The sequence below is a fragment of the Pseudomonas sp. M5 genome, assembly GCF_016907075.1.
GTDB classification, from domain to species: domain Bacteria; phylum Pseudomonadota; class Gammaproteobacteria; order Pseudomonadales; family Pseudomonadaceae; genus Aquipseudomonas; species Aquipseudomonas putida_E.
Genome location: NZ_JAFBBH010000001.1, coordinates 382,877 through 408,076 on the forward strand (window position 1 = coordinate 382,877; position 25,200 = coordinate 408,076).

The 25,200-nt window shown below is 64.0% G+C and carries 27 protein-coding genes; 12 read left to right on the plus strand and 15 right to left on the minus strand.

The features are described from left to right. Positions 1-14 precede the first annotated feature (14 nt). Positions 15-1,697 (minus strand): amidohydrolase, encoded by a 1,683-nt coding sequence (locus tag JOE27_RS01800; protein ID WP_161872444.1) that lies wholly within the window; start codon positions 1,695-1,697, stop codon positions 15-17. A gap of 132 nt (positions 1,698-1,829) precedes the next feature. On the opposite strand from JOE27_RS01800, the gene JOE27_RS01805 reads away from it, so the two are divergent. Next, positions 1,830-2,450, plus strand: coding sequence for a TetR/AcrR family transcriptional regulator (locus tag JOE27_RS01805; protein ID WP_161872443.1), 621 nt, complete (start codon positions 1,830-1,832; stop codon positions 2,448-2,450). An 8-nt stretch (positions 2,451-2,458) separates the two neighbouring features. Here the strand turns inward: JOE27_RS01805 and JOE27_RS01810 are convergent, their stop codons facing one another. After that, positions 2,459-3,082, minus strand: coding sequence for a glutathione S-transferase (locus JOE27_RS01810; RefSeq protein ID WP_125924836.1), 624 nt, complete (start codon positions 3,080-3,082; stop codon positions 2,459-2,461). 476 nt (positions 3,083-3,558) lie between these two features. Between JOE27_RS01810 and JOE27_RS24965 the strand changes: the two genes are divergently transcribed. Next, complete coding sequence (locus JOE27_RS24965) at positions 3,559-3,900, plus strand: hypothetical protein (protein ID WP_204917686.1); 342 nt, start codon at positions 3,559-3,561, stop codon at positions 3,898-3,900. A gap of 195 nt (positions 3,901-4,095) precedes the next feature. On the opposite strand, the gene JOE27_RS01820 is transcribed toward JOE27_RS24965, so the two are convergent. Further along, entirely contained in the window at positions 4,096-6,240 is a 2,145-nt protein-coding gene (locus JOE27_RS01820; RefSeq protein WP_119688740.1) for a methyl-accepting chemotaxis protein, read from the minus strand. A gap of 216 nt (positions 6,241-6,456) precedes the next feature. On the opposite strand from JOE27_RS01820, the gene JOE27_RS01825 reads away from it, so the two are divergent. After that, the gene (locus JOE27_RS01825; RefSeq protein ID WP_125922854.1) at positions 6,457-7,776 is read left to right on the plus strand and encodes a Na+/H+ antiporter NhaC family protein; all 1,320 of its coding nucleotides are present in this window, start codon (positions 6,457-6,459) and stop codon (positions 7,774-7,776) included. A 4-nt stretch (positions 7,777-7,780) separates the two neighbouring features. On the opposite strand, the gene JOE27_RS01830 is transcribed toward JOE27_RS01825, so the two are convergent. Further along, a complete protein-coding gene (locus JOE27_RS01830) occupies positions 7,781-8,791 on the minus strand; it encodes a FecR family protein (protein ID WP_177010267.1) in 1,011 nt (336 codons plus the stop codon). A 243-nt stretch (positions 8,792-9,034) separates the two neighbouring features. Here JOE27_RS01830 and JOE27_RS01835 point away from each other — a divergent pair, with 243 nt between their 5' ends. The 8 genes from JOE27_RS01835 (at position 9,035) to JOE27_RS01870 (ending at position 15,486) form a co-directional block, all read left to right on the plus strand. Beyond that, positions 9,035-9,508, plus strand: coding sequence for a MarR family transcriptional regulator (locus JOE27_RS01835; protein WP_204917688.1), 474 nt, complete (start codon positions 9,035-9,037; stop codon positions 9,506-9,508). Between the two features lie 28 nt (positions 9,509-9,536). Next, positions 9,537-10,730 carry an HlyD family efflux transporter periplasmic adaptor subunit gene (locus JOE27_RS01840; protein WP_119688743.1) on the plus strand — a complete coding sequence of 398 codons (1,194 nt, stop codon included), beginning with the start codon at positions 9,537-9,539 and terminating at the stop codon, positions 10,728-10,730. Next, a complete protein-coding gene (locus JOE27_RS01845; protein WP_046785623.1) occupies positions 10,727-12,262 on the plus strand; it encodes a DHA2 family efflux MFS transporter permease subunit in 1,536 nt (511 codons plus the stop codon). The genes JOE27_RS01840 and JOE27_RS01845 overlap by 4 nt, the downstream gene beginning before the upstream one ends. An 84-nt stretch (positions 12,263-12,346) precedes the next feature. Beyond that, positions 12,347-12,748 (plus strand): hypothetical protein, encoded by a 402-nt coding sequence (locus JOE27_RS01850; protein WP_046785622.1) that lies wholly within the window; start codon positions 12,347-12,349, stop codon positions 12,746-12,748. Positions 12,749-12,860: 112 nt separating this feature from the next. Then, positions 12,861-13,082, plus strand: coding sequence for an MbtH family protein (locus tag JOE27_RS01855; RefSeq protein WP_012313972.1), 222 nt, complete (start codon positions 12,861-12,863; stop codon positions 13,080-13,082). After that, positions 13,079-13,798 carry an alpha/beta fold hydrolase gene (locus tag JOE27_RS01860; protein WP_046785620.1) on the plus strand — a complete coding sequence of 240 codons (720 nt, stop codon included), beginning with the start codon at positions 13,079-13,081 and terminating at the stop codon, positions 13,796-13,798. The genes JOE27_RS01855 and JOE27_RS01860 overlap by 4 nt, the downstream gene beginning before the upstream one ends. A gap of 57 nt (positions 13,799-13,855) precedes the next feature. Then, on the plus strand, positions 13,856-14,407 hold the full coding sequence (locus tag JOE27_RS01865; protein WP_046785619.1) for a hydrolase: 552 nt from the start codon (positions 13,856-13,858) through the stop codon (positions 14,405-14,407). 26 nt (positions 14,408-14,433) lie between these two features. Next, positions 14,434-15,486, plus strand: coding sequence for a DUF1615 domain-containing protein (locus JOE27_RS01870; protein WP_115275181.1), 1,053 nt, complete (start codon positions 14,434-14,436; stop codon positions 15,484-15,486). A gap of 58 nt (positions 15,487-15,544) precedes the next feature. Here the strand turns inward: JOE27_RS01870 and JOE27_RS01875 are convergent, their stop codons facing one another. The 9 genes from JOE27_RS01875 to JOE27_RS01915 all read right to left on the minus strand — a co-directional run bounded on the left by JOE27_RS01875 (position 15,545) and on the right by JOE27_RS01915 (position 23,103). Next, positions 15,545-16,414 (minus strand): zinc ABC transporter substrate-binding protein, encoded by an 870-nt coding sequence (locus JOE27_RS01875; RefSeq protein WP_174141401.1) that lies wholly within the window; start codon positions 16,412-16,414, stop codon positions 15,545-15,547. Then, the gene (locus JOE27_RS01880; protein WP_046785616.1) at positions 16,411-17,310 is read right to left on the minus strand and encodes a metal ABC transporter permease; all 900 of its coding nucleotides are present in this window, start codon (positions 17,308-17,310) and stop codon (positions 16,411-16,413) included. Before JOE27_RS01880 ends, JOE27_RS01875 begins: the two co-directional genes overlap by 4 nt. Next, complete coding sequence (locus JOE27_RS01885) at positions 17,310-18,056, minus strand: metal ABC transporter ATP-binding protein (protein ID WP_046785615.1); 747 nt, start codon at positions 18,054-18,056, stop codon at positions 17,310-17,312. The genes JOE27_RS01880 and JOE27_RS01885 overlap by 1 nt, the downstream gene beginning before the upstream one ends. Next, positions 18,053-18,955 carry a metal ABC transporter substrate-binding protein gene (locus JOE27_RS01890; RefSeq protein WP_046785614.1) on the minus strand — a complete coding sequence of 301 codons (903 nt, stop codon included), beginning with the start codon at positions 18,953-18,955 and terminating at the stop codon, positions 18,053-18,055. The genes JOE27_RS01885 and JOE27_RS01890 overlap by 4 nt, the downstream gene beginning before the upstream one ends. Before the next feature lie 16 nt (positions 18,956-18,971). Then, positions 18,972-19,541 carry a DUF6162 family protein gene (locus JOE27_RS01895; protein WP_115275567.1) on the minus strand — a complete coding sequence of 190 codons (570 nt, stop codon included), beginning with the start codon at positions 19,539-19,541 and terminating at the stop codon, positions 18,972-18,974. An 11-nt stretch (positions 19,542-19,552) separates the two neighbouring features. Next, positions 19,553-19,873, minus strand: coding sequence for a hypothetical protein (locus tag JOE27_RS01900; protein ID WP_039601114.1), 321 nt, complete (start codon positions 19,871-19,873; stop codon positions 19,553-19,555). Next, positions 19,870-20,409 carry a hypothetical protein gene (locus tag JOE27_RS01905; RefSeq protein WP_046785613.1) on the minus strand — a complete coding sequence of 180 codons (540 nt, stop codon included), beginning with the start codon at positions 20,407-20,409 and terminating at the stop codon, positions 19,870-19,872. The genes JOE27_RS01900 and JOE27_RS01905 overlap by 4 nt, the downstream gene beginning before the upstream one ends. Continuing rightward, complete coding sequence (locus tag JOE27_RS01910) at positions 20,406-21,599, minus strand: PepSY domain-containing protein (protein WP_119688747.1); 1,194 nt, start codon at positions 21,597-21,599, stop codon at positions 20,406-20,408. Before JOE27_RS01910 ends, JOE27_RS01905 begins: the two co-directional genes overlap by 4 nt. 169 nt (positions 21,600-21,768) lie before the next feature. Further along, entirely contained in the window at positions 21,769-23,103 is a 1,335-nt protein-coding gene (locus JOE27_RS01915) for a SidA/IucD/PvdA family monooxygenase (protein WP_115275178.1), read from the minus strand. A gap of 200 nt (positions 23,104-23,303) precedes the next feature. Between JOE27_RS01915 and JOE27_RS01920 the strand changes: the two genes are divergently transcribed. Continuing rightward, complete coding sequence (locus tag JOE27_RS01920; RefSeq protein ID WP_125922860.1) at positions 23,304-23,735, plus strand: hypothetical protein; 432 nt, start codon at positions 23,304-23,306, stop codon at positions 23,733-23,735. Positions 23,736-23,794: 59 nt separating this feature from the next. Here JOE27_RS01920 and pbpG read toward each other — a convergent pair whose 3' ends face one another. Together pbpG and JOE27_RS01930 are read right to left on the minus strand one after the other, a co-directional pair. Next, positions 23,795-24,721, minus strand: a complete 927-nt coding sequence (pbpG, locus tag JOE27_RS01925; RefSeq protein WP_042111355.1) for a D-alanyl-D-alanine endopeptidase — start codon at positions 24,719-24,721, stop codon at positions 23,795-23,797. Between the two features lie 241 nt (positions 24,722-24,962). Continuing rightward, positions 24,963-25,145, minus strand: a complete 183-nt coding sequence (locus tag JOE27_RS01930) for a hypothetical protein (protein ID WP_012313987.1) — start codon at positions 25,143-25,145, stop codon at positions 24,963-24,965. Positions 25,146-25,200: the final 55 nt, after the last annotated feature.

Genomic DNA, 25,200 nt, shown 5'->3' on the forward strand with positions numbered 1-25,200 from the left:
CCGCAGCGCTCGGATCAGGCGTGGGGGAGGGTGCCTGCATCGTGTGTGATACGGCCGTTCATCAAGGTCATGGCCACGTCCGTTTTACCGATCTGGTAGCGGTCCAGCTCGAACAGGTCCTGCTCCATGATGATGATGTCTGCCCGTTTACCCTCGGTAATCGAGCCAATCTCTTTTTCCAGGCCCAACTGGTAGGCGCCGTTGAGGGTGTAAGCGGCAATCAGTTGGGGAATGCTCAGGCGCTCGTTGGCATCAGGCATCACCGGTGCATCGGGCTCGCCGCTGAGCTGGCGGGTGTGGCCCGACTCGATGTGCTCCACCGGTTTGTGCTGGCAGCGGCACTGGCACACCAGCCCGTCCATGCCGATGGACACGGTCACACCCTGGTCGATGAAGGTGCGGAACTTGTACATCGAGGCCCAACGCTTGAACCCGTACGACTGCTGGATCGCCTCGGCATAGGCATCGACCACGCCCCACTGCAACTGGGTGTTGGCCATGACGCCAATGCGGCGAAAACGCGGGATGTCGTCGGGGTGGGTGAGGAAGGCGTGGGTGATCACATGCCGTCGGTCGCGCGGCGGGTTGCAGGCGAAGGTGCGTTCGAACACGTCCAGGGCCATGCGCACCGCTGCATCACCCACCGCATGCACCATCACGTCGATACCGTTGGCGTCGGCGTTGCGTACATGCTCTTCGAACACCGCCTCGGGCATGGTGGTCGAGCCACAGCTGTGGGGCTTGTCGCAGTAGGGTTCGAGCAGGAATGCGGTGTGGTTCAGCTCGGTGCCGTCGAGCATCAGCTTGAGGGTCTGCGCCTTCACCAGCGGCGAGTCGTAGCGCTGGCGCAGGGCCTGCAGCTGGATGACCGGGTCGGGTTCGGTGCCCATGTTGATGTAGCTGCCCACCACGCGCAGCTTCAGGCGAGCTTCGCGTTCCAGTTGCTGCAGGGTTTCATACAGCAGCGCCTGGTCGCCGCTGGGGTCGAGGAAGCCTGCGTCGAATACCGTAGTGATGCCGGCAGCCACCAGCTTCTCTTGCCAGAACGGGATCGAACGCAGGTACAGGTCGATCCCCGTCGGCAGGTAGCCAGCCTCGCTCAAACGTTGCATCAGCAGCGAGTAAGCCGCGCAGTCGATGATGATGCCAGTGGGTTCGCCGGTGACCGGGTCTTTCTCGAACCAGCTGGCGCCTTCTTCCACCGCGGGGGTGTCGCGGTCGATGCCCGCCGCTTGCAGGGCAAAGCTGTTGACCCACATGGTGTGGTAGTCGGTGGACAACAGGCACACCGGTTTGTCTGGGCAGATGGCGTCCAGCACTTCACGGCGCAGCATGTCGGCCGGCATCAGCGGCTGTATCCAGCCCATGCCGGTGATGGCCTTCTCGGTGGGGTTGGCCTGGACGTACTGCTTGAGCAGGGCCAGCACCTGGTGCGGGTCTTCATGGTTGACCAGGGCCTGGAAGGCGAACGCGGTGCTGGAAAAGTGCCAGTGCGATTCAACGAAGCCAGGCAGCACCAGTTTGCCGTCAGCATCCAGCAAACGGGTGGATGGGCCGGCATGGGCCATGACACTGGCGTTGTCGCCCACGCGCAGGATGCGCTCGCCCTGGATGGCCACGGCATCGGCCCAGGGTTGGTGCGGGTCGACGGTGTAGATGCGGGCGTTATGGATGATGAGGTCTGCAGCGGCGGTCATGGCGACTCCCTGGGTCAAAATGCCGCGCTAGTTTTGCGTCGATAAAAAGTTTTAGTCAATAAAATAATTTACCGGTTCGGGGATGTTGTATGCTGGCTTACCCGAACAATCGGGTTCGACAAAGGTAGTGACGTGAGCGGATTACGCGAACAGCAGAAGGCCATGCGCCGGGAGACGATCAGCCGTACGGCGCTGGGCCTGTTCGAGGCGCAGGGGTACCAGACCACCACCATGGAGCAGATCGCGCGCCTGGCGGCGGTGTCTGTGCCCACGGTATTCGCCTACTTCGGCAGCAAACAGGAGATTCTTCTGGAAAAGCTGCGCGAGGCGGACCACCGCGCCGTCACCCAGGCGCGCCGCCGCCTGCCCGAATTCGACGATGCGCTGGATGCCTTGTGCTGTTACGAGGAGCACCTCACCGACTACGCCTTCGCGGTGCTGCCCGCGCCGCTATGGCGCGAGATCCTGCCGCCCTTGCTGCCGCTGCTGGGCGGTGACCAGCAGGCGTTGCCCGCTGCCTACAAGCGGGTCAACGACGCATTGGTCGAGGAGCTCAAGCACCTGCTGCAAGACCTGTGCGACAGCGGCAAGCTGCGGGCCGACCTGGATGTCGGCTATGCGGCGTTTCTGATCAACGACTATGGGCACTTGCAACTGCTGCGCCTGTGCAGCAGTGAGACGCTGGACATGCCTGCGCACCGCACGCAAGTGCGCATGTTCATGGCCATGTTGCTGGCCGGCATGCGTGGTTGACGCTGTCCCTACGCCATCCCGTTGCGCCCATGGGCCAGGAAGCCTGCACGCTCGCTCAACCGTTGGTAGTAATCCCGCACCGCCGGCAGGTGAGGGTGCTCGAAGGGCGTTTCGAACCAGCGATTGACCGAAAGCCCGATGGGGATATCGGCCAGCGTAAAGCTGTCACCGGCCACATAAGCACCGGTCGCAGCCAACTGCTGCTCGAGGATTCGCATATGGCGCGACCAGTCTGCGCAGCCGGCGGCCAGCGCCTGGGCATCCTGGTGCGCGGGTGAGTGACGCACCAGCGACATGAACGCATAGCTCCACGAGCGGTTCAGGTCCGAGGCCTGCCAGTCGATCCATTGATCCACCCTGGCCCTGGCCGTGGCCTCGGTGGGGTACACCAGTGCATCGCCATAACGCGTGGCCAGGTAGCGGATGATGGTGTTGGATTCCCACAGCGTGAAGTCGCCGTCCTGAATCACTGGGACCATGGCGTTGGGGTTCAGGGCCAGGAAGGCGGGCGTGTCGGTGGGCTGGAAGCCTGCGCCCCAGTCTTCGCGCTCGAAGGGAATATCGAACTCGATGCAGGCCCAGAGGACCTTGCGCACGTTGATGGAAGAATCCCTGCCCAATATCCGTAGCATGCTGTAGTCCTTTTCCGGGAAGAGCCGATCGTCAACCACGGCACTTCTTCGGTCAAGCGTAAAGCGCAATGGACAGTAGCGGCCATGCACCCCCACCTAGGCACCGATTCGGTCCCCGGCGAGACGGCCGTTACCGAGGCCTTGCAGCCTTGGTGTTACGCCCATTCTGGCGTTTAGCATTTGGATGGATCGCGGGCAAGAAGCCCGGCAGCCGGCTACGCTCACTACTTGAGAAACATTCTGCAACATTAGGCCAGCAGGCCCTGAAGGATCACGTTCACCGCTACTGATGGATGGTCGCGCTGGTTTGGCAGGTCGCCCCATGGGGGGCCGCAAAACACAGGTTGCCGCAAGCAATCTGTGCAACTCCAAGCGGAGGATCATCATGCTCAGGAAATGCTTGTTGGCTTTGGCCATCGGGGCTGTGTTGTCGGCTTCGGCGGTATTGGTGCCTGACACTATCGGCAATACTTCGAATGCGTATGCGAAGGATGGTGGTGGTGGTGGTGGTGGTGGTGGTGGTGGCCATGGTGGCGGTGGTGGCGGTGGTGGCGGTGGTGGCGGCCACGGTGGGGGTAGCGGTGGTGGTGGCCACGGCGGTGGGGGAGGTCACGGAGGCGGCGGTCACGGCGGTGGGGGGCATGGAGGCGGCAGCGGTGGCAGTGGCGCAGGCCACGGCGGTAGCGGCCACAGCGGTGATGGCGGCGGTCATGCTAGCTCAGGTCGCGGTGAAAGTGGCCGCAACGGGGCGGATGATGGGGCCAACCATGAAGCGAATCACGAAGCCAGTCATGGTGTGGGTGAGGCCCACGGCGTAGGGCATGGTGCTGATGATGGGGTCAATCATGATGTCGGGGATGATCATGGAGGTGATCGGACCTGACATTCACTCACCTCATGCAGCCCGATCCTGTCGCCGGCAACCCGGCCACAGGCACCCCGCTGCATGTCAGCTGTTGCAGGCCTCATCGCTGGAATGTTTGCGTAGCCATGCCAGCGATGAGAAGCACCCGTCAGACGCGGAACTGGTCCATCAACCCCTGCTGCTGGTTGGCCAGGCTGTTGAGCGACTGGCTGACCCGCGCCGACTCGTTGGCCTGCCCGGACAACGACTCGGTGACATCGCGGATGGTCGCGACATTGCTGTTGATCTCTTCGGCCACTGCGCTCTGTTCTTCGGCGGCGGAGGCGATCTGCAGGTTCATGTCGGTGATCACGGTCACGGCCTGGCCGATGCGCTGCAGCGCGGTGACGGCCTGGCCGACCTGCTCCACACCGCCCTGGGCCTGGCGGTGGCTGTTGTCCATGGCGCCGACCACCTCGCGGGTGCCGGCCTGCAGGGCTTCGATGACCTGGCGGGTTTCTTCCACCGACTCCTGGGTGCGCTGGGCCAGGTTGCGCACTTCATCGGCGACCACGGCGAAGCCACGGCCGGCCTCACCGGCACGGGCGGCTTCGATGGCGGCATTGAGTGCCAGCAGGTTGGTCTGCTCGGCGATCGAGCGGATCACCTCCAGCACCGAGCCGATCTTCTCGCTGTTGTGGGCCAGCCCTTCGACCTCGGCCATCGCATGGCTCATGTCTGCTGCCAGTGTGTCGATGCTGCGGGTGGTGCGGTCGATCACCGCCAGGCCTTCGCGGGTCGCCTGGTCTGCTTCACGGGCGGCCTGTGCAGCCTGTGCGGCGCTGCGGGCGACATCCTGGGCCGTGGCGCTCATTTCGTGCGAGGCGGTGGCCGCCTGGTCGACCTGGCGGTATTGCTGTTCCATGCCGGCGCTGGTTTGCGTGGCAATCGCCGAGGACTGGTCTGCGGTGCTGCGGGCCGCCTGCACCGAGCGTTTGACCTCGGCGATGGTCGGCTGCAGTTTGTCCAGGAAGCGGTTGAACCAGCCGGCCAGTTCGCCGAGCTCGTCCTGTTTGTCATAGGTCAGGCGGCGGGTGAGGTCGCCTTCACCGCTGGCGATGTCCTTGAGCATGGCCGCCACCCCGAGGATCGGCCGGGTCACGCCACGGGCCATCAGCCACACCAGCAGCAGGCCGGCAATCGCAGCGCCCAGGCCAAGGCCCAGCTCCAGCAGGGTGCCGCTGGTGTTCAGGGCGTCGAGCTCTTGTTTCAGCGCCTCGGCCGGCCCGGTCAGGGCGTTTTCCGGCACATCCAGCAGCACACCCCATGGCTGGGCGCCAGGGATCGGCTGGAACGCCGCGAGTACCTTGAGGCGTTGCTGGTCGTGGTGGACGCTCAATTTACCTTCGGCCAGCTTGCGTACCAGTTCGGCGCCTTTGCTGGTGTCGACCTGGTCGAAACGCTGGGCCAGCTTGCTGGCATCGGCACTGTAGCCGGCCAGCAGGCCCACGGGGCTGAGAATGCCGACCGTGGTGCGGCCCTCGTACAGGCTGCGGCTGGCTTCCTGGCTCAGGGCCTGCAGGCTGTTGAGGTTGATGTCGATGGACAAGGTGGCGATCACCTTGCCGTTGACCGCCAGCGGGAACACGATGCTGGTCATCAGCACGCGGTGGCCGTCGATGTCGTAGAAGTATGGCTCCACCACGCAGACCTTGCCGCTGCTGCGCGGGCACACCCACCAAGTGTTGGCGGGCTGGCCGCTGGGGCCGATCTCGGTGTTGGCCATGTCGTGCTCGGGCAGGGCCATGGCGGTCAGCTGGCCCACGCGCGGCTGCGACCAGTACAGGGCGAAGCGGCCGGTCTCGTTGCTGCCAAGCTCGGCTTGGCCGGTGAAGAGGCTGTCCTTGCCGTCCAGGGCATTGGGTTCGAACACCAGTGACAGGCCCAGCAGGTCGGGGTTGGCCTGCAGGGCTGCACGAACCTGGCGGGTCATGTCTTCGCGCAGGTCGTAGGCATCCAGGAAGCGCTTTTCCGCCTGTTCACGCAGGAACAGCACCTGGCGGGCGAACCCGGCGCCGTACTGGTAGGCATCCATGAACTGGCGGCTGATGTTCAAGGCCTGGACCTCGCCTTGCGACTCAATGCGCGCCTGCGCTGCCTCACTGAGCATCTTCTCGCTGCTGGCTTTGACCAGGTCCGAGCTGTGGTCCATGCGGTACAGCGAAAGGCCGACGAGCAGTGTGACGATGCTGGCCAGGCACAGGCCGGCAAGCAGGGTGATCTTCCACTGGATGGAAAGTTGTCGCAAAGGCATGGGGCGTCCCTTTTTTGAGGGTAAGGGTTTGGCTTTGGATCTTGGGTGGGGCTCAATCCCTCTGCTATATCGGCGGCCCCGGTTTTTTCTTTATTCAAACATTCAATTTAAATTTGCCGGCCCGCGTAATACGCCGCCGCCTGGCGCTTTTGACATCTGTGCGCCAGTGCTGCAGAGTGCGCGCTTTTTGTCTGCAGCTACGAGGAAAGCCAAACCATGAATGCAGTGATTGCCGCGGTAGGCATCATGCTGATACTCAGCCTGTCGCGCGTGCACGTGGTCATCGCCTTGATCATCGGCGCCCTGGCCGGTGGCCTGGTCGGTGGCCTGGGCATCGAGGGCACGCTCAAGGCCTTCAACGGCGGCCTGGGCGGTGGCGCCACGGTGGCGTTGTCCTACGCCTTGCTCGGCGCCTTTGCCGTGGCGATTGCCAAGTCCGGCCTGGCCCACGCCCTGGCCGACCGTGCGCTGGCGATGATCGACCGCCAGGGCCATGCCAGCGGCGGCAAGGTCAAGTGGCTGCTGATCGGCCTGATGCTGGTGGTGGCGGTGTCGTCGCAGAACATCCTGCCCATCCACATCGCCTTCATCCCGCTGCTGGTGCCGCCGCTGCTGTACGTGCTGACCCGTCTGCGCATCGACCGCCGGCTGATCGCCTGCGTGATCACCTTTGGCCTGATCACGCCGTACATGTTCCTGCCGGTAGGGTTTGGCAACATCTTCCTCAACGAGATCCTGCTGGCCAACGTTGCCCGCGCAGGCGTGGACGTGAGCGGTGTCAACGTCACCCATGCCATGGCCATTCCGGCGGCGGGCATGCTGGCCGGCTTGCTGCTGGCGGTGTTCTTCAGCTACCGCAAGAAGCGTGACTATGACCTGGCGCGCATCGAGCAGGTCGAGCAGGCCAGCGTGCAGTACAACCCGCTGACCCTGCTGGTGGCGGGGCTGGCGATCGCTGCGGCGTTCATCGTCCAGCTGTGGCTGGACTCGATGATCATAGGCGCCATGGTCGGTTTCCTGATCTTCTCGCTGTCGGGCATCGTGCGCTGGAAAGACACCGACGGCCTGTTCACCGAAGGCATGAAGATGATGGCCATGATCGGGTTCATCATGATCGCAGCTTCGGGGTTCGCCGAGGTGCTCAAAGCTACTGGCGAGGTCAACGGCCTGGTACAAACCTCGGCGCAATGGATCGACCACAGCAAGGGCGTGGGTGCCTTGCTGATGCTGTTGGTGGGGTTGCTGGTGACCATGGGCATCGGTTCGTCGTTCTCGACGGTGCCGATTCTGGCGGCGATCTTCGTGCCCCTGTGCGTGCAGCTGGGCTTCGACCCGCTGGCCACGGTGTGCATCGTCGGCACCGCCGGTGCCCTGGGCGATGCAGGCTCGCCGGCATCGGACTCGACCCTTGGGCCAACCTCGGGGCTCAACGTCGATGGCCAGCATCACCATATCTGGGACACCGTGGTACCGACGTTCATCCACTACAACCTGCCACTGATGGCGTTTGGCTGGCTGGCGGCGATGACGCTCTAGCGCATCAGCCCTTGTCGGGCGGCGGGGAAATGCGGTTGAGGACGGTGCTGCCGTCCTTGCTGCGGGTCAGGTACACCGGCAGCACCTTGGGCAGGTTGTCCACCAGGCGCTTGACTTCACGGGTGTTGTAGATGCCGCTGATGCGGATGCGGCCGGTGCTGGCATCGGCCAGCAGCAGGGGCGCATCGAGGTAGCGGTTGATCACTGGCAGTGCCTGTTCGAGGCTGAGGTTGTCGAGCACCAGCTTGCCGCTGCGCCAGGCCAGGCTGTTGCCATAGTCTTCGCTCTGGGCCAACTGCGGCTCGAAGTCGCCGGTGCGATAACTGGCCTGCATGCCTGGGCCAAGGCGGTAGCCGCCGGTGCTGCCGTCGCTGCTGACCAGCACCGAACCCTGTACCAGGGTGACCTTGACCTGGTCCTGATACTTCCACACGTTGAACTGGGTGCCAGTGACCCGGGTCTGGCCGTGGCCGGCACGGACGATGAAGGGGTGGGTGCTGTCATGCTGCACCTTGAAGAACGCTTCGCCTCGCTTGAGCGTGACCTGGCGCTGGTCCTTGTAGTTGAAGTAGGTCAGTTCGGTGTTGAGGTTGAGCTCCACCGTGCTGCCGTCGCTCAGCTGCACGGTCCGCGCCTGATCGCCTGCTTCAACGTGCTGGTAGTGGTTGGGTAGCCAGCCTTGCTCCCAGCCAACCCAGCCCGCCAGCGGCAACACCAGCAGGGCGATGGCTGCTGCCGAGGCCATGGGCCGCCAGTGGCGGCGTTGCCGCGCCATAGTGCGTACAGGCGGGTTGAAATCGATGACCGTGGCGTTGCGCGGCAGCAGGTCGGCGGTCTGCCAGATTTCCAGCATCGCCTGGTATTCATCAGCGTGGCGCGGGTCCGCTGCCAACCAGCGTGCGAATGTTTCACGCTCGGCCTGGGTGCAATCGTCGGCGTGCAGGCGCATGCACCACTGCGCGGCGGCGTCGGTGATGGCATCGTCTGGGCTGGGACTGAGGCGGTCTTGGTTCATTGCGGCTCCGGGTTTTGCGCATTCTACCCCTGCGAGGGGCCTCCCGAGAACCAAGGTAATGGCGAATGACTATCAGTTATGTGTGTTTTGATCGGTTTCGCCCGGATTTTCCAGCGTTTGAGAACCCTTCCCGGCACCCACCTGCCGTGTGTCCCAAGGCTATTCCCATAGCACCCTAATGAAAGCTTTGACATTTGCTGCCTAGGCAGTAATATTTTTACACAATTGCCCGAGCTGCTGCCGATGTCCCATTTCACCCCGCAAAACTTCCAGTCCTGCGCCATCGGCATGCTGCTAGGCCGTGCGGCGATCCTCAAAGACCGCATTCTCGACTGGCACCTCGAATCAGAAGGCGTGACCGCCGCGCAGTTCAAAGTGTTGATCATCGTCACCCAGTACCAGGTGGATACGCCGGCCGAGCTGTGCCGCTACCTGGGCCTGGACAGCGGCTCGATGACCCGCATGCTCGACCGCCTCGAGCACAAGGGCCTGATCTTGCGCAACCGCTGCGCCGACGACCGTCGCCAGGTACGCCTGGCCCTGACCGCCGAAGGCCAACGCCTGGCCGACCGCTTGCCCCAGATCGGCGCGGCGGCGATGAACGAACTGGTCGGCGTGCTGCAGACTGATGAGCTCAAGACCCTTGAAGGCCTGCTGGCCAAGGTCCTGCTCGGTGCCGGCGACCCTCTGACGATCCGCCGCTTCGGCGATCGTTGATTCCTGTTTCATATTCCAAGGTATTGTCATGGCCAATAACGCAGACACCTCAACTCCCTCCGCCGCACCCGAACCGTCGCGCAAGCGCAAAGTCTGGCTGCTTGGCCTGTTGCTGGTGGTGCTGCTTGCCGGCGCTGGCGCCTGGGCCTGGTACAGCCTTATCGGGCGCTGGCACGAAAGCACCGACGACGCCTACGTCAACGGCAATGTGGTGGAGATCACCCCGCTGGTCACCGGCACCGTCACCAGCATCGGCGCCGATGACGGCGACCTGGTGCATGCTGGCCAGGTGCTGTTGCAGTTCGACCCGGCCGACAGCGAGGTGGCCCTGCAGGCCGCGCAAGCCAAGCTGGCCCGTACGGTGCGCCAGGTGCGTGGCCTGTACAGCAACGTCGATTCCCTCAAGGCCCAGTTGCAGACACGCCAGGCCGAGTTGCAGAAGGCCCGGCAGAACTACAACCGGCGCAAGGTGCTGGCTGACAGCGGTGCGATCGCTGCTGAAGAAATCTCCCATGCCCGCGATGACCTGACCGTGGCCCAGGCCGCCGTCAACAGCGCGCGCCAGCAGCTCAATACCAGCACGGCGCTGGTGGACGACACGGTGGTGTCTTCGCACCCCGAGGTCATGGCCGCCGCCGCCGACCTGCGCCAGGCTTACCTGGACCACGCACGCACCACGCTGGTGGCGCCAGTCACCGGTTACGTCGCCAAACGTACCGTGCAGCTCGGCCAGCGTTTGCAGCCGGGCACCGCGACCATGGCAGTCATCCCGCTGGACGAGGTGTGGATCGACGCCAACTTCAAGGAAACCCAGCTGCGCGACATGCGTATCGGCCAACCCGTGGAAATCAGCGCCGACCTGTACGGCAGCGACGTGAAATACAGCGGCACCGTCGACAGCCTGGGCGCCGGCACCGGCAGCGCGTTCGCCTTGCTGCCGGCACAGAACGCCACCGGCAACTGGATCAAGATCGTCCAGCGTGTACCGGTGCGCATTCACCTCAGCCCGGACCAGCTCAAGGCCCACCCGCTGCGCATTGGCCTGTCCACGGTGGTCGAGGTCGACTTGCACGATCAGAGCGGCCCGGCCCTGGCCCAACAGCCGCCGCAGCAGGCCAGCTACACCACCCAGGTGTACGACCGTCAGTTGGACGAAGCTGACCATCTGATCGCTCGGCTGATCCACGACAACAGCGCCCCTGGCAAGACGGCGCAACGATGAGCAACAATGCTGCGGCGCAGTTCACCCCGCCGAGCCTGCTGCTGACCACCATAGGCCTGTCGCTGGCAACGTTCATGCAGGTGCTCGACACCACCATCGCCAACGTGGCCTTGCCGACCATTTCCGGCAACCTGGGGGTGAGTTCCGAGCAGGGCACCTGGGTGATCACCTCGTTTGCGGTGAGCAATGCCATCGCATTGCCGCTGACCGGTTGGCTCAGCCGGCGCTTCGGTGAGGTCAAGCTGTTCATCTGGGCCACGCTGCTGTTCGTACTGGCGTCTTTCCTCTGCGGTATCTCGCAGTCGATGCCGGAGCTGGTGGGCTTTCGTGTGCTGCAGGGGGTGGTGGCCGGGCCGCTTTACCCGATGACCCAGACCTTGCTGATTGCCGTCTATCCGCCAGCCAAACGGGGGATGGCACTGGCGTTGCTGGCGATGGTCACGGTGGTGGCGCCGATTGCCGGGCCGATCCTGGGCGGGTGGATAACCGACAGCTACAGCTGGCCGTGGATCTTCTTCATCAACGTGCCGATCGGCTTGTTCGCTGCCGCAGTGGTGCGCCAGCAGATGCGCGCACGGCCGGTGGTGACCAGCCGCCAGCCCATGGACTACATCGGCCTGCTGACCTTGATTGTCGGTGTGGGCGCATTGCAGGTGGTGCTCGACAAGGGCAATGACCTGGACTGGTTCGAGTCGTCGTTCATCATTATCGGCAGCCTGATCTCGGTCGTGTTCCTGGCGATATTCATCATCTGGGAGCTGACGGACCGCCACCCGGTGGTCAACCTGCGGCTGTTCGCGCACCGTAATTTCCGCATCGGTACCATTGTGCTGGTGGGGGGCTACGCAGGCTTTTTCGGCATCAACCTGATCCTGCCCCAGTGGCTGCAGACGCAGATGGGCTACACCGCCACCTGGGCAGGCCTGGCAGTGGCACCGATCGGCCTGCTGCCGGTGATCATGTCGCCGTTCGTGGGCAAGTACGCGCAGCGTTTCGACTTGCGGGTGCTGGCGGGGTTGGCGTTCCTGGCCATCGGTGCCAGCTGCTTCATGCGCGCGGGCTTCACCAACGAGGTGGACTTCCAGCACATTGCCCTGGTGCAGCTGTTCATGGGGATTGGTGTGGCGCTGTTCTTCATGCCGACCTTGAGCATTCTGCTGTCGGACCTGCCGCCGCATCAGATCGCCGACGGGTCTGGCCTGGCGACGTTCCTGCGCACGTTGGGCGGCAGTTTTGCGGCGTCGTTGACCACGTGGATCTGGATCCGCCGGGCGGACCAGCATCATGCCTACCTGAGCGAGAACATCAGCCAGTTCGACCCGGCGACCCGGCACACGCTGGAGCAACTGGGCGGGGCAAACCCGCAAAGCTATGCGCAGCTGGAGCAGATACTCAACGGGCAGGCCTACATGATGTCGACGGTGGATTACTTCACCTTGATGGGCTGGGTGTTTGCCGGTCTGATTCTGCTGGTGTGGTTGGCCAAGCCGCCGTTTGCTGCCAAGGCGGGGCCGGCTTCAGCGGGGCATTGAGCAGGCGCGGTTTTGGGGGCGGCGCTCAATTTTGCGCAAGCGGTTGGCGCACGCTCTTTCGCCGCGACGCGCTATGCTTGGCCCATGAGCACAGCACTTGCCTTACGCCAACCTTGCCCACCTGGCGCCTGTGACTGCGGCCGCGAGCACCTGGCCGCGCAGCCGCCTGCGGCCCAGCGCATCCTCCTGCTCACCCGCCAGGAGGAGAAGCGCCTGATCGAGCGGCTGGAAAACCTCAAGGACCTTGAAGACCTGCAGCGCTTGCAGGCCAGGCTGTACGAGAACCTGGGCATTCGGCTGCATATCGCGCCCGGTTACAACGAGGTGCGTACCATGCGCGGGATAGTCATCGAACTCGATGACCAGCCTGGGTTATGCCGCAAGACCCGCCAGTCGATTCCGGCGGCTATACGGCGTGGGTTGGAGCGCAATCCGCAGGTGGCTTATCGCTTGCTGGATACCCATGACTTGCTTAGGGATGCTTGAGGCCCAGAAGTTGTCATGCCCAAACGCTAATTTTTCGGATGTTTCCTACGTCTACCAGAGAGCCGCCCTACGCCAAGCGCGTACCGGCATCCATCACTCAAGGAGACAGGCAATGACTTCCGTTTTCGACCGCGACGATATCCAGTTCCAGGTAGTGGTCAACCACGAAGAGCAATATTCCATCTGGCCCGACTACAAGGCGATCCCCAACGGCTGGCGCGCTGTGGGCAAGAGCGGGCTGAAAAAGGACTGCCTGGCCTACATCGACGAAGTCTGGACCGATATGCGCCCGCTGAGCCTGCGCCAGAAGATGGCGGACGCTGCCGCACAGTGACCGCGCTCAACCTGCTGTGCCTGCCTTATTCCGGGGCCAGCGCCATGGTCTACAGCCGTTGGCGGCGCAAGCTGCCAGCCTGGCTGCAGGTACGCCCGGTCGAGTTGCCCGGGCGCGGTGCGCGCATGGGCGAGCCGCTGCACACCGACATGCAGGCCTTGGCCCGGCAACTGGCGGCCGAGCAGCGCCAGGCCGCTGCTGCGCCGTATGCGCTGTTTGGCCATAGCCTGGGGGCGCTGCTGGCCTTCGAGCTGGCCCACGAGCTGCAGGCGCTGGGGTGCCCGCTACCGGTGGCGCTGTTCGCCTGCGGTACCGCGGCGCCCACCCGGCGTGAGGACTATGACGGCAAGAACTGGCGTGAGCCCAAGACCGATGACGAGCTGCGCAATGAGCTGCGGGAACTCAATGGTACGCCGGAGGAGGTGCTGGCCAATGCCGAGCTGATGAGCCTGACATTGCCGATCCTGCGGGCGGACTTCCTGCTCTGTGGCCGTTACAGCTACCGCCCAAGGCCTGCCTTGGCGTGCCCGCTGCATGTGCTGGGCGGGCAAGACGACCGCGCCAGTGAAGAGCAACTGCGGGCCTGGGGCCAGGAAACCCAGGGTGCATTCACCTTGCAGATGTTTCCGGGCAGCCACTTCTTCATCCATGAGCAGGAGGACCGTGTGCTCACGGCGCTGGCTGCAGCATTGGAGCCCCATCGGCTTTGCGCCTGATTGACGTTGCCGCTTGCCTTGGGGATGCTAGGCGTTTTCCCAGGCAAGAGGCAGACAATGCTGATCGATCCTCACCAGGCCACGTTGCTGGTCGTCGACATCCAGGAAAAGCTCATTGGCGCGATGAGCGACGCCGAGGGCACCCGCGCCCGGGCACGCTGGCTGCTGGCAGCATGCGCCGATCTCGCACTGCCGATCGTCATCAGCGAGCAATATCCCAAAGGCCTGGGGCACACCCTGCCCGAGCTTCTCGCCGCCGCCCCTGCAGCTGAAATCGTGGAAAAGACCCATTTTTCCTGCGTTGCGGCCCAGTGCCTGCCAGCCAGCTTGTTGGCGCGCGAGCAAGTAATCGTGTGCGGCATGGAAACCCACGTCTGCGTGCTGCAGACCGTTCTCGGCCTGCTGGGCCTGGGCAAGCAGGTGTTCCTGGTCGAGGATGCCTGCGACAGCCGTACCTTGGCCAACAAGGCTGCAGGGCTTGCGCGGATGCGTCAGGCCGGGGCGCAGGTAGTTACCCGCGAAATGGTGCTGTTCGAGCTCATGGGCAACGCCAGCCACCCGCAATTTCGCCACATCAGCAAGACCTATCTGGTCGGGGAGCAGCCCTGAACGGCCGGCTGCTGGCTGCCGGGTTGATGGCCCTGGCGCTGCTGCAGGGCTGCGCCGGGCGTCGTGAGGAAGAGCCTGAGGCCGACCCTGCCAAGGTGCGTGCCCAACTGGTGCGCTTGTTGCCAGCCCAGGCCAGGGACCGGGAGGGCTGGGCCAGGGATATCCAGGTGGCGTTCGAAGCCCAGCGCATCGCCCCGAGCAAGAGCAACCTGTGTGCGGTGCTGGCGGTGACCGAGCAGGAATCGACCTTCAATGCCGACCCGCAGGTCCCCAACCTTGGGCGCATTGCCCGTGCCGAGGTCGACCGCCGCGCGGCGAGCCTGCATATCCCGCGGTTGCTGGTGGACGGCGCGCTGAATACGGCTTCGGGCAATGGCCAGACGTATCAGCAGCGGCTGCTTGCGGTGCGCAGTGAGAAGCAACTGAGTGCGCTGTACGACGAATTCATTACCGGCCTGCCGCTGGGCCGGACCTTGCTGGGCGGGCTGAACCCGGTGCACACCGGTGGGCCGATGCAGGTTAGCGTCGAGTTTGCCGAGCAGCATGCCAAGGATTACCCCTACACCTACGACGGCACCATACGCCAGGAGGTCTTCAGCCGTCGTGGCGGCATGTATTTCGGTATCGGCCATTTGCTGGGTTACCCCGCGCACTATGAGCGCCAGCTCTATCGCTTCGCCGACTTCAACGCGGGCTGGTACGCCAGCCGTAATGCCGCGTTTCAGGCGGCCCTGAGCAAGGTGACGGGCGTGCCCTTGGCCCTGGATGGTGACCTGATCGCCCCCGGCGCGATCATGCCCGGCAGCACCGAGCAGGCGGCGCGCAAGCTGGGCGTGAAGCTGGGGCTGCGTAACCCGCAGATCCGCAGCCAGCTGGAACTGGGTGACAGCCTGGCCTTCGAGGACAGCAAACTGTACAGCGGGGTGTTCGCCCTGGCTGACGCAGCCGCAGGCAAGCCGGTGCCGCGCGCCAAGTTGCCGGGGATCGAACTGAAAAGCCCGAAAATCACCCGCAAGCTGACCACGGCGTGGTTTGCGGGGAGGGTGGATGAGCGGTATCAGCGGTGCATGAAACGCTAGGGCTGTCTGCTCTGGCCCGATCGCCGGCAAACCGGCGATCGGGCAGGTACAGGCTGCATCACCCTTTGCTCAGCGCCCCGACCACCTGATCGACACTGGCCTTGAGCCCGGCCACGGCGTCTTGCGGGTCACTTTCCACCACGAGCAACGTGGCCCCCGAGGCCTTGATCACCTCGGCCACTGCCGCATCCGGCTGCCGATGGTCCAGCACCAGCGCCACATCCTGGTTCTTGAGGTTCTCGCCCAGTGCCTTGAGCGCGGCGTCGTCCCACTTGCCCTCGGCCGGCAGTGCCTGTTCCACCACATCCAGGTTCAGGCCGCTGGCCAGGTAGCCCAGGCGCTCGGACAGGCTGACCACGCTGAGGTTGTCGATTTGGGCAAGCTTGGTCTGGCTGCTGGCGGTCAATTCCAGCAACTGGCGCTTGAGCCCCGCCAGGTTGCCCTGGATCTTCGCCTTGTCGGCGGGCGCCAGGCGTTCCAGGTCGTTGGCCAGCACGTCGGCCATGCGCCCAAGGTTGGTCGGGTTCAGCCAGGGGTAGGCGTTGTAGGCGTCATCGCCACTGACCGCGATGCCCGGCAGGGCACCGTCCACCGGCCGCGCTGCATCGATTTCGACGATGCGGATATTGCTGCGCCGGGCCATGGGGTACAGCGGGTCGTCACGCCAGATCGAGCGCAGGCCGATCACCGCATCGGCCTGCTGCGCCGCTTTGGCAAGGCTCGCGCCGCCACGGCTGCTGAAGTACGAAGGCTGGCGGCTGGCTGGCAGGTTGGCCGGCGCGGCGCGCTTGAGCTGCACGGCGGTGCCGTCGAGCAAGGCCGCAGCCAGGCTGTGGGTCACCGGCAGGGTGGTCAGCACCTCGGTGGCGAGGGCGAACGAGGGCAGGCCGGTGAGGGCCAGCGCCAGGGTGAGCTGTTTCAGGTTCATGCCGGGTTTCCTTGCAGGCGTGGGACGAGGGCGCGGGCCAGGGCCGCGAGGGCGAAGCAAATGCCGGCAACCAGGATGATCGCGGCACCCGACGGTACCGGCAGGTCAAAGACGATCGGCATCAGGATGCCCAGCAGCGTGCTCAGGGTGGCGATCAGTACCGAGATGAAGAAAAAGCCTTTGAGCGACTGGCTGACCAGGCGCGCGGCAGCGGCCGGAATCACCAGCAGCGCACCGACCAGGATTGCCCCGATCACCTTCACCGACGCCACTGTTACCAGTGTCACCAGCACCACGAACAGGTAGTCCAGAGTCTTCACTGCCACCCCGCGTACGGCGGCCAGCTGGGGGTTGAAGCTGGCCAGGATGATGCGGTTGTACAGCGGCAGGGCCAGCGCCAGCACCAGGGCAGCGACGATGCCCAGCACCACCAGGTCCTGGGCGCTGACCGTCAGCACCGAGCCGAACAGCACGTTCTCGAGGATGTGCACGTTGATCTTGCCGGCCAGCATCAGCAGTAGGCTCGCGCCCAAAGCCAGCGACACCGAAAGGAACACCCCGATCAGCGTGTCAGGCGACAGCCCGGTGCGGTTGCGCAGGAAGTTGAGCAGGATGCCGAACAGCAGGCAGTAGCCGAACAGGCTGCCGTAAGGCCCGGTGTAGGGTTCGCCGAGCAGGATGCCGATGGCCACCCCGGTCAGGGCGGCATGCCCGACGGCTTCGGAGAAGAAGGCAAAGCGCTTGACCACCACCAGGGTGCCCAGGCCGCCCAGTACCGGGCCGATCATCAGGCCGGCGAGCAGTGCGTTGATCACGAAACCGTAGGCCAGTGCCTCGGGCAGGTAGCCAGCGCCGGCCCATTCCTGGACCAGTTGGCGGAATGCTTCGTAGCTCATCAGGTGCGGCCCTCGCTGCGCGGGTGGACGGAGAACAGGCTCAGCAGGCGCTCCGGGGTAAGGGCTTGGGCAGGTGGGGCGTCGAACAGTACCTGGCGGCTCAGCCCGGTGACCCGGTCGGCCAGGCGCAGCACCGCTTGCAGGTCGTGTTCGATCCACAGCACGGTGGTGCCGGCCTGGCGCCAGCCCTGCAGCAAGTGCTCGAACACCCGGATGCCGGCTTCATCGAGCGCCGACATGGGCTCGTCGAGCACCAGCAACTGCGGCTCGGGGATCAAACCCTGGGCCAGCAGCACGCGCTGGCGTTCGCCGCCCGACAAAGCGCCCATGCGCCGCTTGCGTTTGTCGAGCATGCCGACCTGCGCCAGCGCTGCGTCGATGGCCGGTTGCACGCGGCGCGAAAGGCCGAGAAAGGCTGGGCGGCGTTGGCACATTGCGGCCATGAAGTCGTCCACGGTCATCGGCAGGCCACGGTCGAACTCCAGCGCCTGGGGGACGTAACCGATCACCTGCTGCTCACCCGGCCAGTGCAGGGTCAGTTGGCCCTGGTGTGGCATCTGCCCGAGCAGGGTCTTGATCAGCGAGCTTTTACCGCCGCCGTTGGGCCCGACGATGGCATGTACGCTGCCGGCGGCGACGCTGAACTGGACCTGTTCCAGGATGCGCGTGCGGCCAAGCGTCAGGTCTATGCCAGCGAATTCGATGCCGGGCCCGCCGCGCACCATGAGGTTGGCGGCCGCGGTCATGCGCGGTTCTCCTGAATGGCGCGGACCACGGTGTCGAGGTTGCGCTTCATCTCTACTTCGTATTTGTCCTTGGTGTACTCGCCGTAGGAAATATGCGTCAGCGGATACAGGCGCACACCGGACTCACGCTGGATGGTCTCGACATAGGCCGACGGGAAGTCCATTTCCGAGAAGATCACCTTGACGTCCAGCGCCTTGAGCTGGTCGATGGTTTTCTTAAGCTGTGCCGGGCTCGGTTCGATGCCGTGGGCCGGCTCCACCACTGCCGTGACCTCCAGGCCGAAATCACGCACCAGGTAGTCGTAGGCTGCATGAATGGTGGCCACACGGAAGTTGGCGCCGGGTGCCTCGGTGACCTTGGCCAGCGCCTCGGCGCGCAAGCCGCGCAGGCGCTTGGCATAGGCGCGGGCGTTCTGGGTGTAGAACCTGGCGTTGTCCGGGTCGAGCTTGCCCAGTTCACGAGCGATGTTGTTGACCTGGGCAATGGTGGTGCTGATGGACAGGAAGGTGTGCGGGTTGACCACTTTGCCGGCACCGCGGGCGGCGATGCCGGTGGCCGCCAGCAGCGGCACGTTCTGGTTGGCTTCGATGATCTTGATGTCGGGCTTTTCACTGGCAGCGATCATGCGGTCGGCGAAATCGTCATGGCCGACGCCGTTGAGCACCACCACGTCCAGGCTGCCGATACGCTTGATGTCCTCGGCACGTGGCTCGTAGGCGTGCGGGTTGAAGCCTGCGGGAATCAGCGGCACCACTTCGGCCTTGTCGCCGACGATATTGCTCACATAGCTGTAGTACGGGTGCAGGGTAATGCCGATGCGCAAGGGCTTGCCGGTGTCGGCCAGGGCCAGGGCCGGTAACGCGAGGGCCAGGAGCAGGGTGAGGGCGGAGCGCAACATGGGGAATTCCTTGGGTTCAGTGACGGTGTTCGCGGGTGACCCCGGCGTCGTAATGGCTAGCCACTTGCTGCCAGCCAGCGGCGATCAGGGCTGCCTGGCCAAGGTCGTCCGGCATCACCGCGGCGCTGTCGCGGCGCAGCCAGACGTCAGGCTGGGCGCTGTGCTCGTGCGGCACGATCAGCAAAAAGCTGCCGGCGACCTGCGGGGCCTGGCTGCGACCCAGATAGGCGCCAGCCTCCAGCCACTGCCATTGGTGGCTGCCACGGCTCTGACTGCCGGCGTCTACCACGAACGGTGGCAAGCCTTCCTCGGCCAACGACGCCACACTGGGTACGGCGGCGGTTTCTTCGCGCAGCAACTGAACCTCGTCGAATGCGACGCGAAGGTCGGTATAGATGCCTTGTTCGGCGGGCGTCAGGTCGCGGCGGGCGTCGATCTGGTGGCTGGCGATGGCCTGCTCGTCTTCGCGTTCACCGCGCAGCAGCACCACGCAGGCGGCGACGATGACGATCAGCAGGCTGACCAGCAGCACGTAGAGGGTTTCGTGCCCGGCGCCGGCGGGGCGCACCACCTGGGTACGGCTCAGGGTAGGGCCGCTCATGGTTGCGTGATGTCGGCGTAGTCGACTTCCACCACGTGGCCGGGGCCGGCATCGAACAGCACGTAGAACTCGCCGTCGGGGCGCTTGAAGGTAAGCGTCGAGTCATCGCCCAGCTTGCCGCCGACCAGTACCTGTTCGTCATAGCCGATCACGTCCAGGGTCACGCCCGGGGCGCCGCTGCCGTCCGAGAAGCCACCGGTGCATTTGACCTGGCCGCCATCGAGCTCTTCGCACTCGCACATCGGGTTGTGGGCCAGGGCCGGGCCTGCGGCCAGCACCAGCAGGGGCAGGGCGAGCCTGCGCATCATGTGCTTCATTTCTTGCCTCCTTGTTTTTCGAGCCAGGCCACGGTGGCTGGCGAAGCCTTGCTCAGCGGGACCGATGCCTGATGCATGCTGCCGTCCCAGCCTTCGAGGGTGATCCAGATCTGCGCGTCGGGCTTGGTGCGCGCAGGGATCGGCAGGTTGGTACCCATGCGGTAGGGCGCGCCGAAGAAGATGGTGCCGGCGGCGCGCAGGCTGCGGGGTTTGCCGATGCGCAGGTACACGGCTTTGACGTCGTTGATGCAGGCTTTGCAAAGCGCGGCGTTGAAGGGCTTGAAGTAGCCCGCCGGGCCGTCGGCGCGGGGCGCTTCGCTGCGCAGTTCGGCCAAGTCCAGGCTGTAAGGGCCGACCTGAATATCGCTGATCTGGTTCACGCCCAAGCCGGCATCACCGCGAAACAGCTTGGCGTCGGCGAAATACTTGGGCATGAAGCCCAGCGGGATGAGAATCAGCAGAATGTTCAAGTGAAAGCGCCACTTCAGCCACCACTGCTTGAGTGGGCGGGTGGGCAGGGCCTGGGCCTGGCTCATGGGCGGATCTCCACGGGGGTGTCGCTGGCGGTGGCACGGGGTGCACGCTCGCTGCGCTTGAGGGCGGCGGCGGTCGCCTGGGCGGTACGTTTGGTCCAGATCAGCAGGCCGCTGAACACCATCAGCGTCAGGACCAGGCCGAAGAAGAACCAGATCAGTTTGACCGGCAGGCCGCCAAAGTCGCCGGTGTGCAGTGGGCGCATGGATTCGGTGACGAACTCCAGGGCGGAGCGGTCGCTGATCAGGAACTGGCTGTCGACGTTACGCGTGTAGGGGTTGATGTTGGCACTCTGGAACATCAGCGGGTACCAGCCCGGGCCGTTCAGGGTGATGTGGCTGTAGGCCGTGGCGGGCAGCGAGATGGCGTTGATTTCAAGGCCCGGAATGGCCAGGCCGGCGATGCGCGCCGCTTCGTCCAGGTCGATGCGCGGGGCAGGGCTGCCATCGGCGGTTTGCGGTACATCTTCCCGGGCGATCACAGGTGTGATCGGTTGGCTGGAGATCGTGATGTGGTTATCGAACAGGATCGCCTGGATCAGGAACCAGGTGCCGGTGATGGCAATGACCGCGATGAACCAGATCGACCAGACCCCGGCCAGGCGATGCAGGTCGCCCCAGAAAATGCGCGAGCCGTGGCCGGTGCGAATGGGCTTGAAGAAGCCTTTCCAGAACTTCTTGTACACCACCAGGCCAGTCACCAGCGAAGCGAGCATCGGCAGGCCCAGCAGCGAGACCAGGTACCAGCCCCAACTGAAACCGTTGGTGAAGGGCACCAGCCACCAGCCGTGCAGGGCACGGGTGAACGCTTCGAAGTTGAAGTCCGGGACCTTGCCCTGGATGGCCCCGGTGTAGGGGTTGACGTACAGCGTCGGGCTGCTGCCGTCGGGCAGGGTAACCCCGGCGTTGAGCGCAAAGTGCGAACCGTCCGGCTGCCTCAGTGTGCGCACCACCATATCCGGTTCGGCCTTGTGCAGGGCGTCGAGCACTTGCTGGAAACTCAGGCGTTCGGCGCTGTCGTCGGGCTTGTTGGCGCGCACATCGGCGTTGGCCAGCCAGACGATTTCCTGGCTGACCACGGCAAGCATGCCGGTGAAGCAGACGATCAGCACGAAGAACCAGATCGGCAGGGCGAGCCAGCTATGGACCAGGAACCACAGCTTGGACTTGGATTTTTTGGTTGATTTGGCCATCGGTCGGTCTTCTGAAAATGAGGGTCGAGCATATGCCCAACCACAGGGGCTGCATCTATAAAGACGAATGAGAATGGAAATCCTGCCTATTTAAATGCAAGCAAATGTTTCAGAAAAGCAAAAGCCGACAGGGCGCGGGGCGCCGTGTCGGCTTGAAGGCCGCAGAGGGTCAGGCGCTGGTGAGGGCGACCGGCGGTTGCGCTTTGCCGTGTCGGCGGGCGAGGTCCTGGTACAGCGCCTGGCCGATTTCGGCGGCACGGGACGGCAGTACCGACAGCAGGGTGTCGCTCAGGCCATGGCTGCCCTCACAGAAGCCTTGCAGGTAAACCGACGCTTCAAGGTCCGGGCTGGACAGTACCCGGTAGTTGCGGTCGACGTTGAAATCCTCGAGGTAACCGGCCAGCGGTGCCAGCAGGTCGCGATGCGAGCGGCGCTCGTAGCCGGTGGCCAGAATGACAGCATCGTAACGGTGGGTCTGATGCTGGTCGGTGGCCAGGTCGCGCAGGGTGAGTTCGATGCCGTCGCGGGTGGCGACAACCGCTTCCACCTGGCGACGGCACAGCACGTTGTGGCGTACCTGATGCGAAACCTTCTGGCGGTAGAGGATGCCGTAGATGCGCTCGATCAGGTCCAGGTCGACCACTGAGTAGTTGGTGTTGTGGTATTCACCCAGCAGCTTGGCGCGCTGCTCGGCCGGCTCGTTGTAGACCAGGTCGGTGTAGTCCGGCGAGAAGATCTCGTTGACGAACGGGCTGTCGTCCGCAGGCTTGAGCGCTGAACCGCGCAGTATCATGTCGACCTTGACCGACGGGTAGCTGTCATTGAGGTCGATGAATGCTTCTGCGGCGCTCTGGCCAGAGCCGATTACCGCGATGCGCATCGGTTTGCCCTCGGCGCATGGCAACTTTTGCAGGCTGCTCAGGTACTGGGAGTGGTGGAAGACGCGCGGGTCGTCCTTGAAGGCGCCGAATTTTTCCGGGATTTTCGGCGTACCACCCGTGCCGACCACGACCGAACGGGTACGCCGGGTGTATTCACGGCCTTGCGCATCTTGAGAGACCAGGCGCAAATGCTCGACACGGCCAGCCTTCACTTCCGGCTCGATGCGCAGCACTTGCTCGCCATAGACGGCTTGAGTGGCGAAATGTTCGGCGGCCCAGCGCAGGTAATCGTTGTACTCCAGGCGGCAGGGGTAGAAGGTGCCCAGGTTGATGAAATCGGCCAGGCGCTGCTTCTGGTGCAAGTAGTTGACGAAACTGTATGGGCTGGTGGGGTTGCGCAGCGAGACCAGATCCTTGAGGAAGGATATCTGCAGCTCGCTCTGGGTCGCCAGCGTTTCACCATGCCAGCGGTATTGCTTCTGCTTGTCGATGAACAGCGCGTCGAGGGCGCGGCCTTGGGTGTGGGCGAGTTCCTCCAGGGCGATGGCCAAGGCCAGGTTGGAAGGGCCAAAGCCCACGCCGATCAGATCCTTGATGGTTTCCGGGTTTGAAGACTGGCTCATGGCTGCGATCCCATAATGGTCGAATGTGTGCGCCCGCCGGGGCTCCGGCGCCTGCGTGAGTACATTGGTTGGAACGAGCCATGTACCGGGGAATTTACTGGGGGCATTGCGCACAGCTTGTGCAGCCGGGCTAAAGAAGTGCGCCGCGTGGCCGATAGGCAGGTCAACGCAAGGACCTATTTCAAGGCAGGGACCGGAACATGGCAGGTATCGCGGCAATCACCATCAACAACGTTTCGGCGCAGGCCGCCGGCAGTAATGAAACGGTAAAAAGCGAAGACGCACAGAAAAGTGGAGCGTCGGCCGCGTCGGCAGAAACGCCCAAGGCTCAGGGTGGCGGCGGTGCGCAAGGTGCGCAGCAAAGCGATGAGAGTTCGGAGCCTGCGCACATCAAGCAATTGCGCGAGATGATCAAGCAGTTGCAAAAGCAGTTGGCCGAAGAGCAGAAGCAGTTGGCCAACCTGATGGCGCAGAAAATGGAAGAGACAGCCAAGACCGCTGCCGTGAGTGCCAGGCAGGCGAGCATTACCACGCTCAATGGCCAGATCATGACCGCCACGTCGCAACTGCTCGAAGCGTTGCAGGAGACGGGTGGCAGCACTGCGGGTACGGTCGTCAGCACTCAGGCCTGAGCCTATGTGAGCCGGCCCGCCTGCGGATAACGCCGCAAACGGGCCAGCCCCTTGAGGCGTTACTCTGCGGCCAGGCGGCTCTTGTTCTGCCGGTCCGACTTGTACTGCATCGCCACTGCCGGTGCCGGCTTGGCTGTGCCGGTCTCCAGCCACTGGCGCATGCGGCTTGCATCGGCAAAGTGGGTGTACTTGCCGAACGCATCGAGGATCACCATGGCCACCGGGCGGTTGTCCATGCGCGTCAGCAGCACCAGGCAATGCCCGGCCTCATTGGTGAAGCCGGTCTTGGTCAGCTTGATGTCCCAGTTGCTCTTGTTGACCAGGTGGTCGGTATTGCGAAAGCCCAGTGTGTAGTTGGGTTTGCGGAAGGCCACGGTTTTTTCGCGGGTAGTCGACAGCTCGCTGAGCATCGGGTATTTGCGCGACGCCATCAGCAGCTTGGCCAGGTCGCGGGCGCTGGAGACGTTCTGCGTCGACAGGCCGGTCGGCTCGACATAGCGGGTGTGCGCCATGCCCAGGCTGCGGGCTTTGGCGTTCATTGCCTTGATGAAAGCCGGGTAGCCCCCTGGATAGTGGTTGGCCAGGGAAGTGGCGGCGCGGTTTTCCGACGACATCAGGGTAATGAGCAGGGTTTCGCGGCGGTTGAGTTGGCTGCCCAGGCGCACGCGCGAGTACACCCCTTTCATGTCCGGGTTGTTGGCGATGGTCATGGTGAGCATCTCATCCATGGGCAGCTTGGCGTCCAGCACTACCATCGCGGTCATCAGTTTGGTCACCGAGGCAATCGGCACCACGCGGTCGGCGTGGCTCGAATACAGTTCCTTGTTGGTATTGAGGTCGATCAGCAGGGCGCTGCCGGAAGCCAGATGCAGCTTTGAAGGGTCGCGTTGAATCTGGGCTGGGGGTTGTGCAGCAGCGGTCGACGGTAGGGTCGCGGTACCTGTGAGCAACAGCAGCAGGCTGAGGATGGACAGGGATGTTTTCACGTTCAGGCTCACTAAAAGTTGGTATGTCGTTGGCTGTGCAAGGGTTTCCCCCAAAAACCGCTCGCATTCTGGAGTATGGCTCAGCGGCTGTCGAATGCTCGTGGAGCCACCCGGTCGAAATGAAAAAACCTTCATGCTGTAACGGTTATTCTGCCTCCGTTCGTCGGTTTCGCGCCGGCAAAAAAAGACCCGCCAAAGGCGGGCCAGAACAGGGCAAAGAGCAACGCACAACACATTCGTTTCAAGCGAGCAGGCAATCGTCCTTCAGTCGATCGGCAAGGGCCTGGGCTGATGCACGGGTGGCCAACGGTCCGCTCACCGCTTCACCGTTACGCACCAGGTACCAGCATGCCAGCAGGCCCTGCTCACGCAGAGTAGAGGGGACGGCGCTGCCGACGACGGACATGATCTGGATAGTGGCCATGTGGACCTCCTGTAAAACATGCCGCTACCTTACGCAGTGGCCGGCTCGGTTTGAA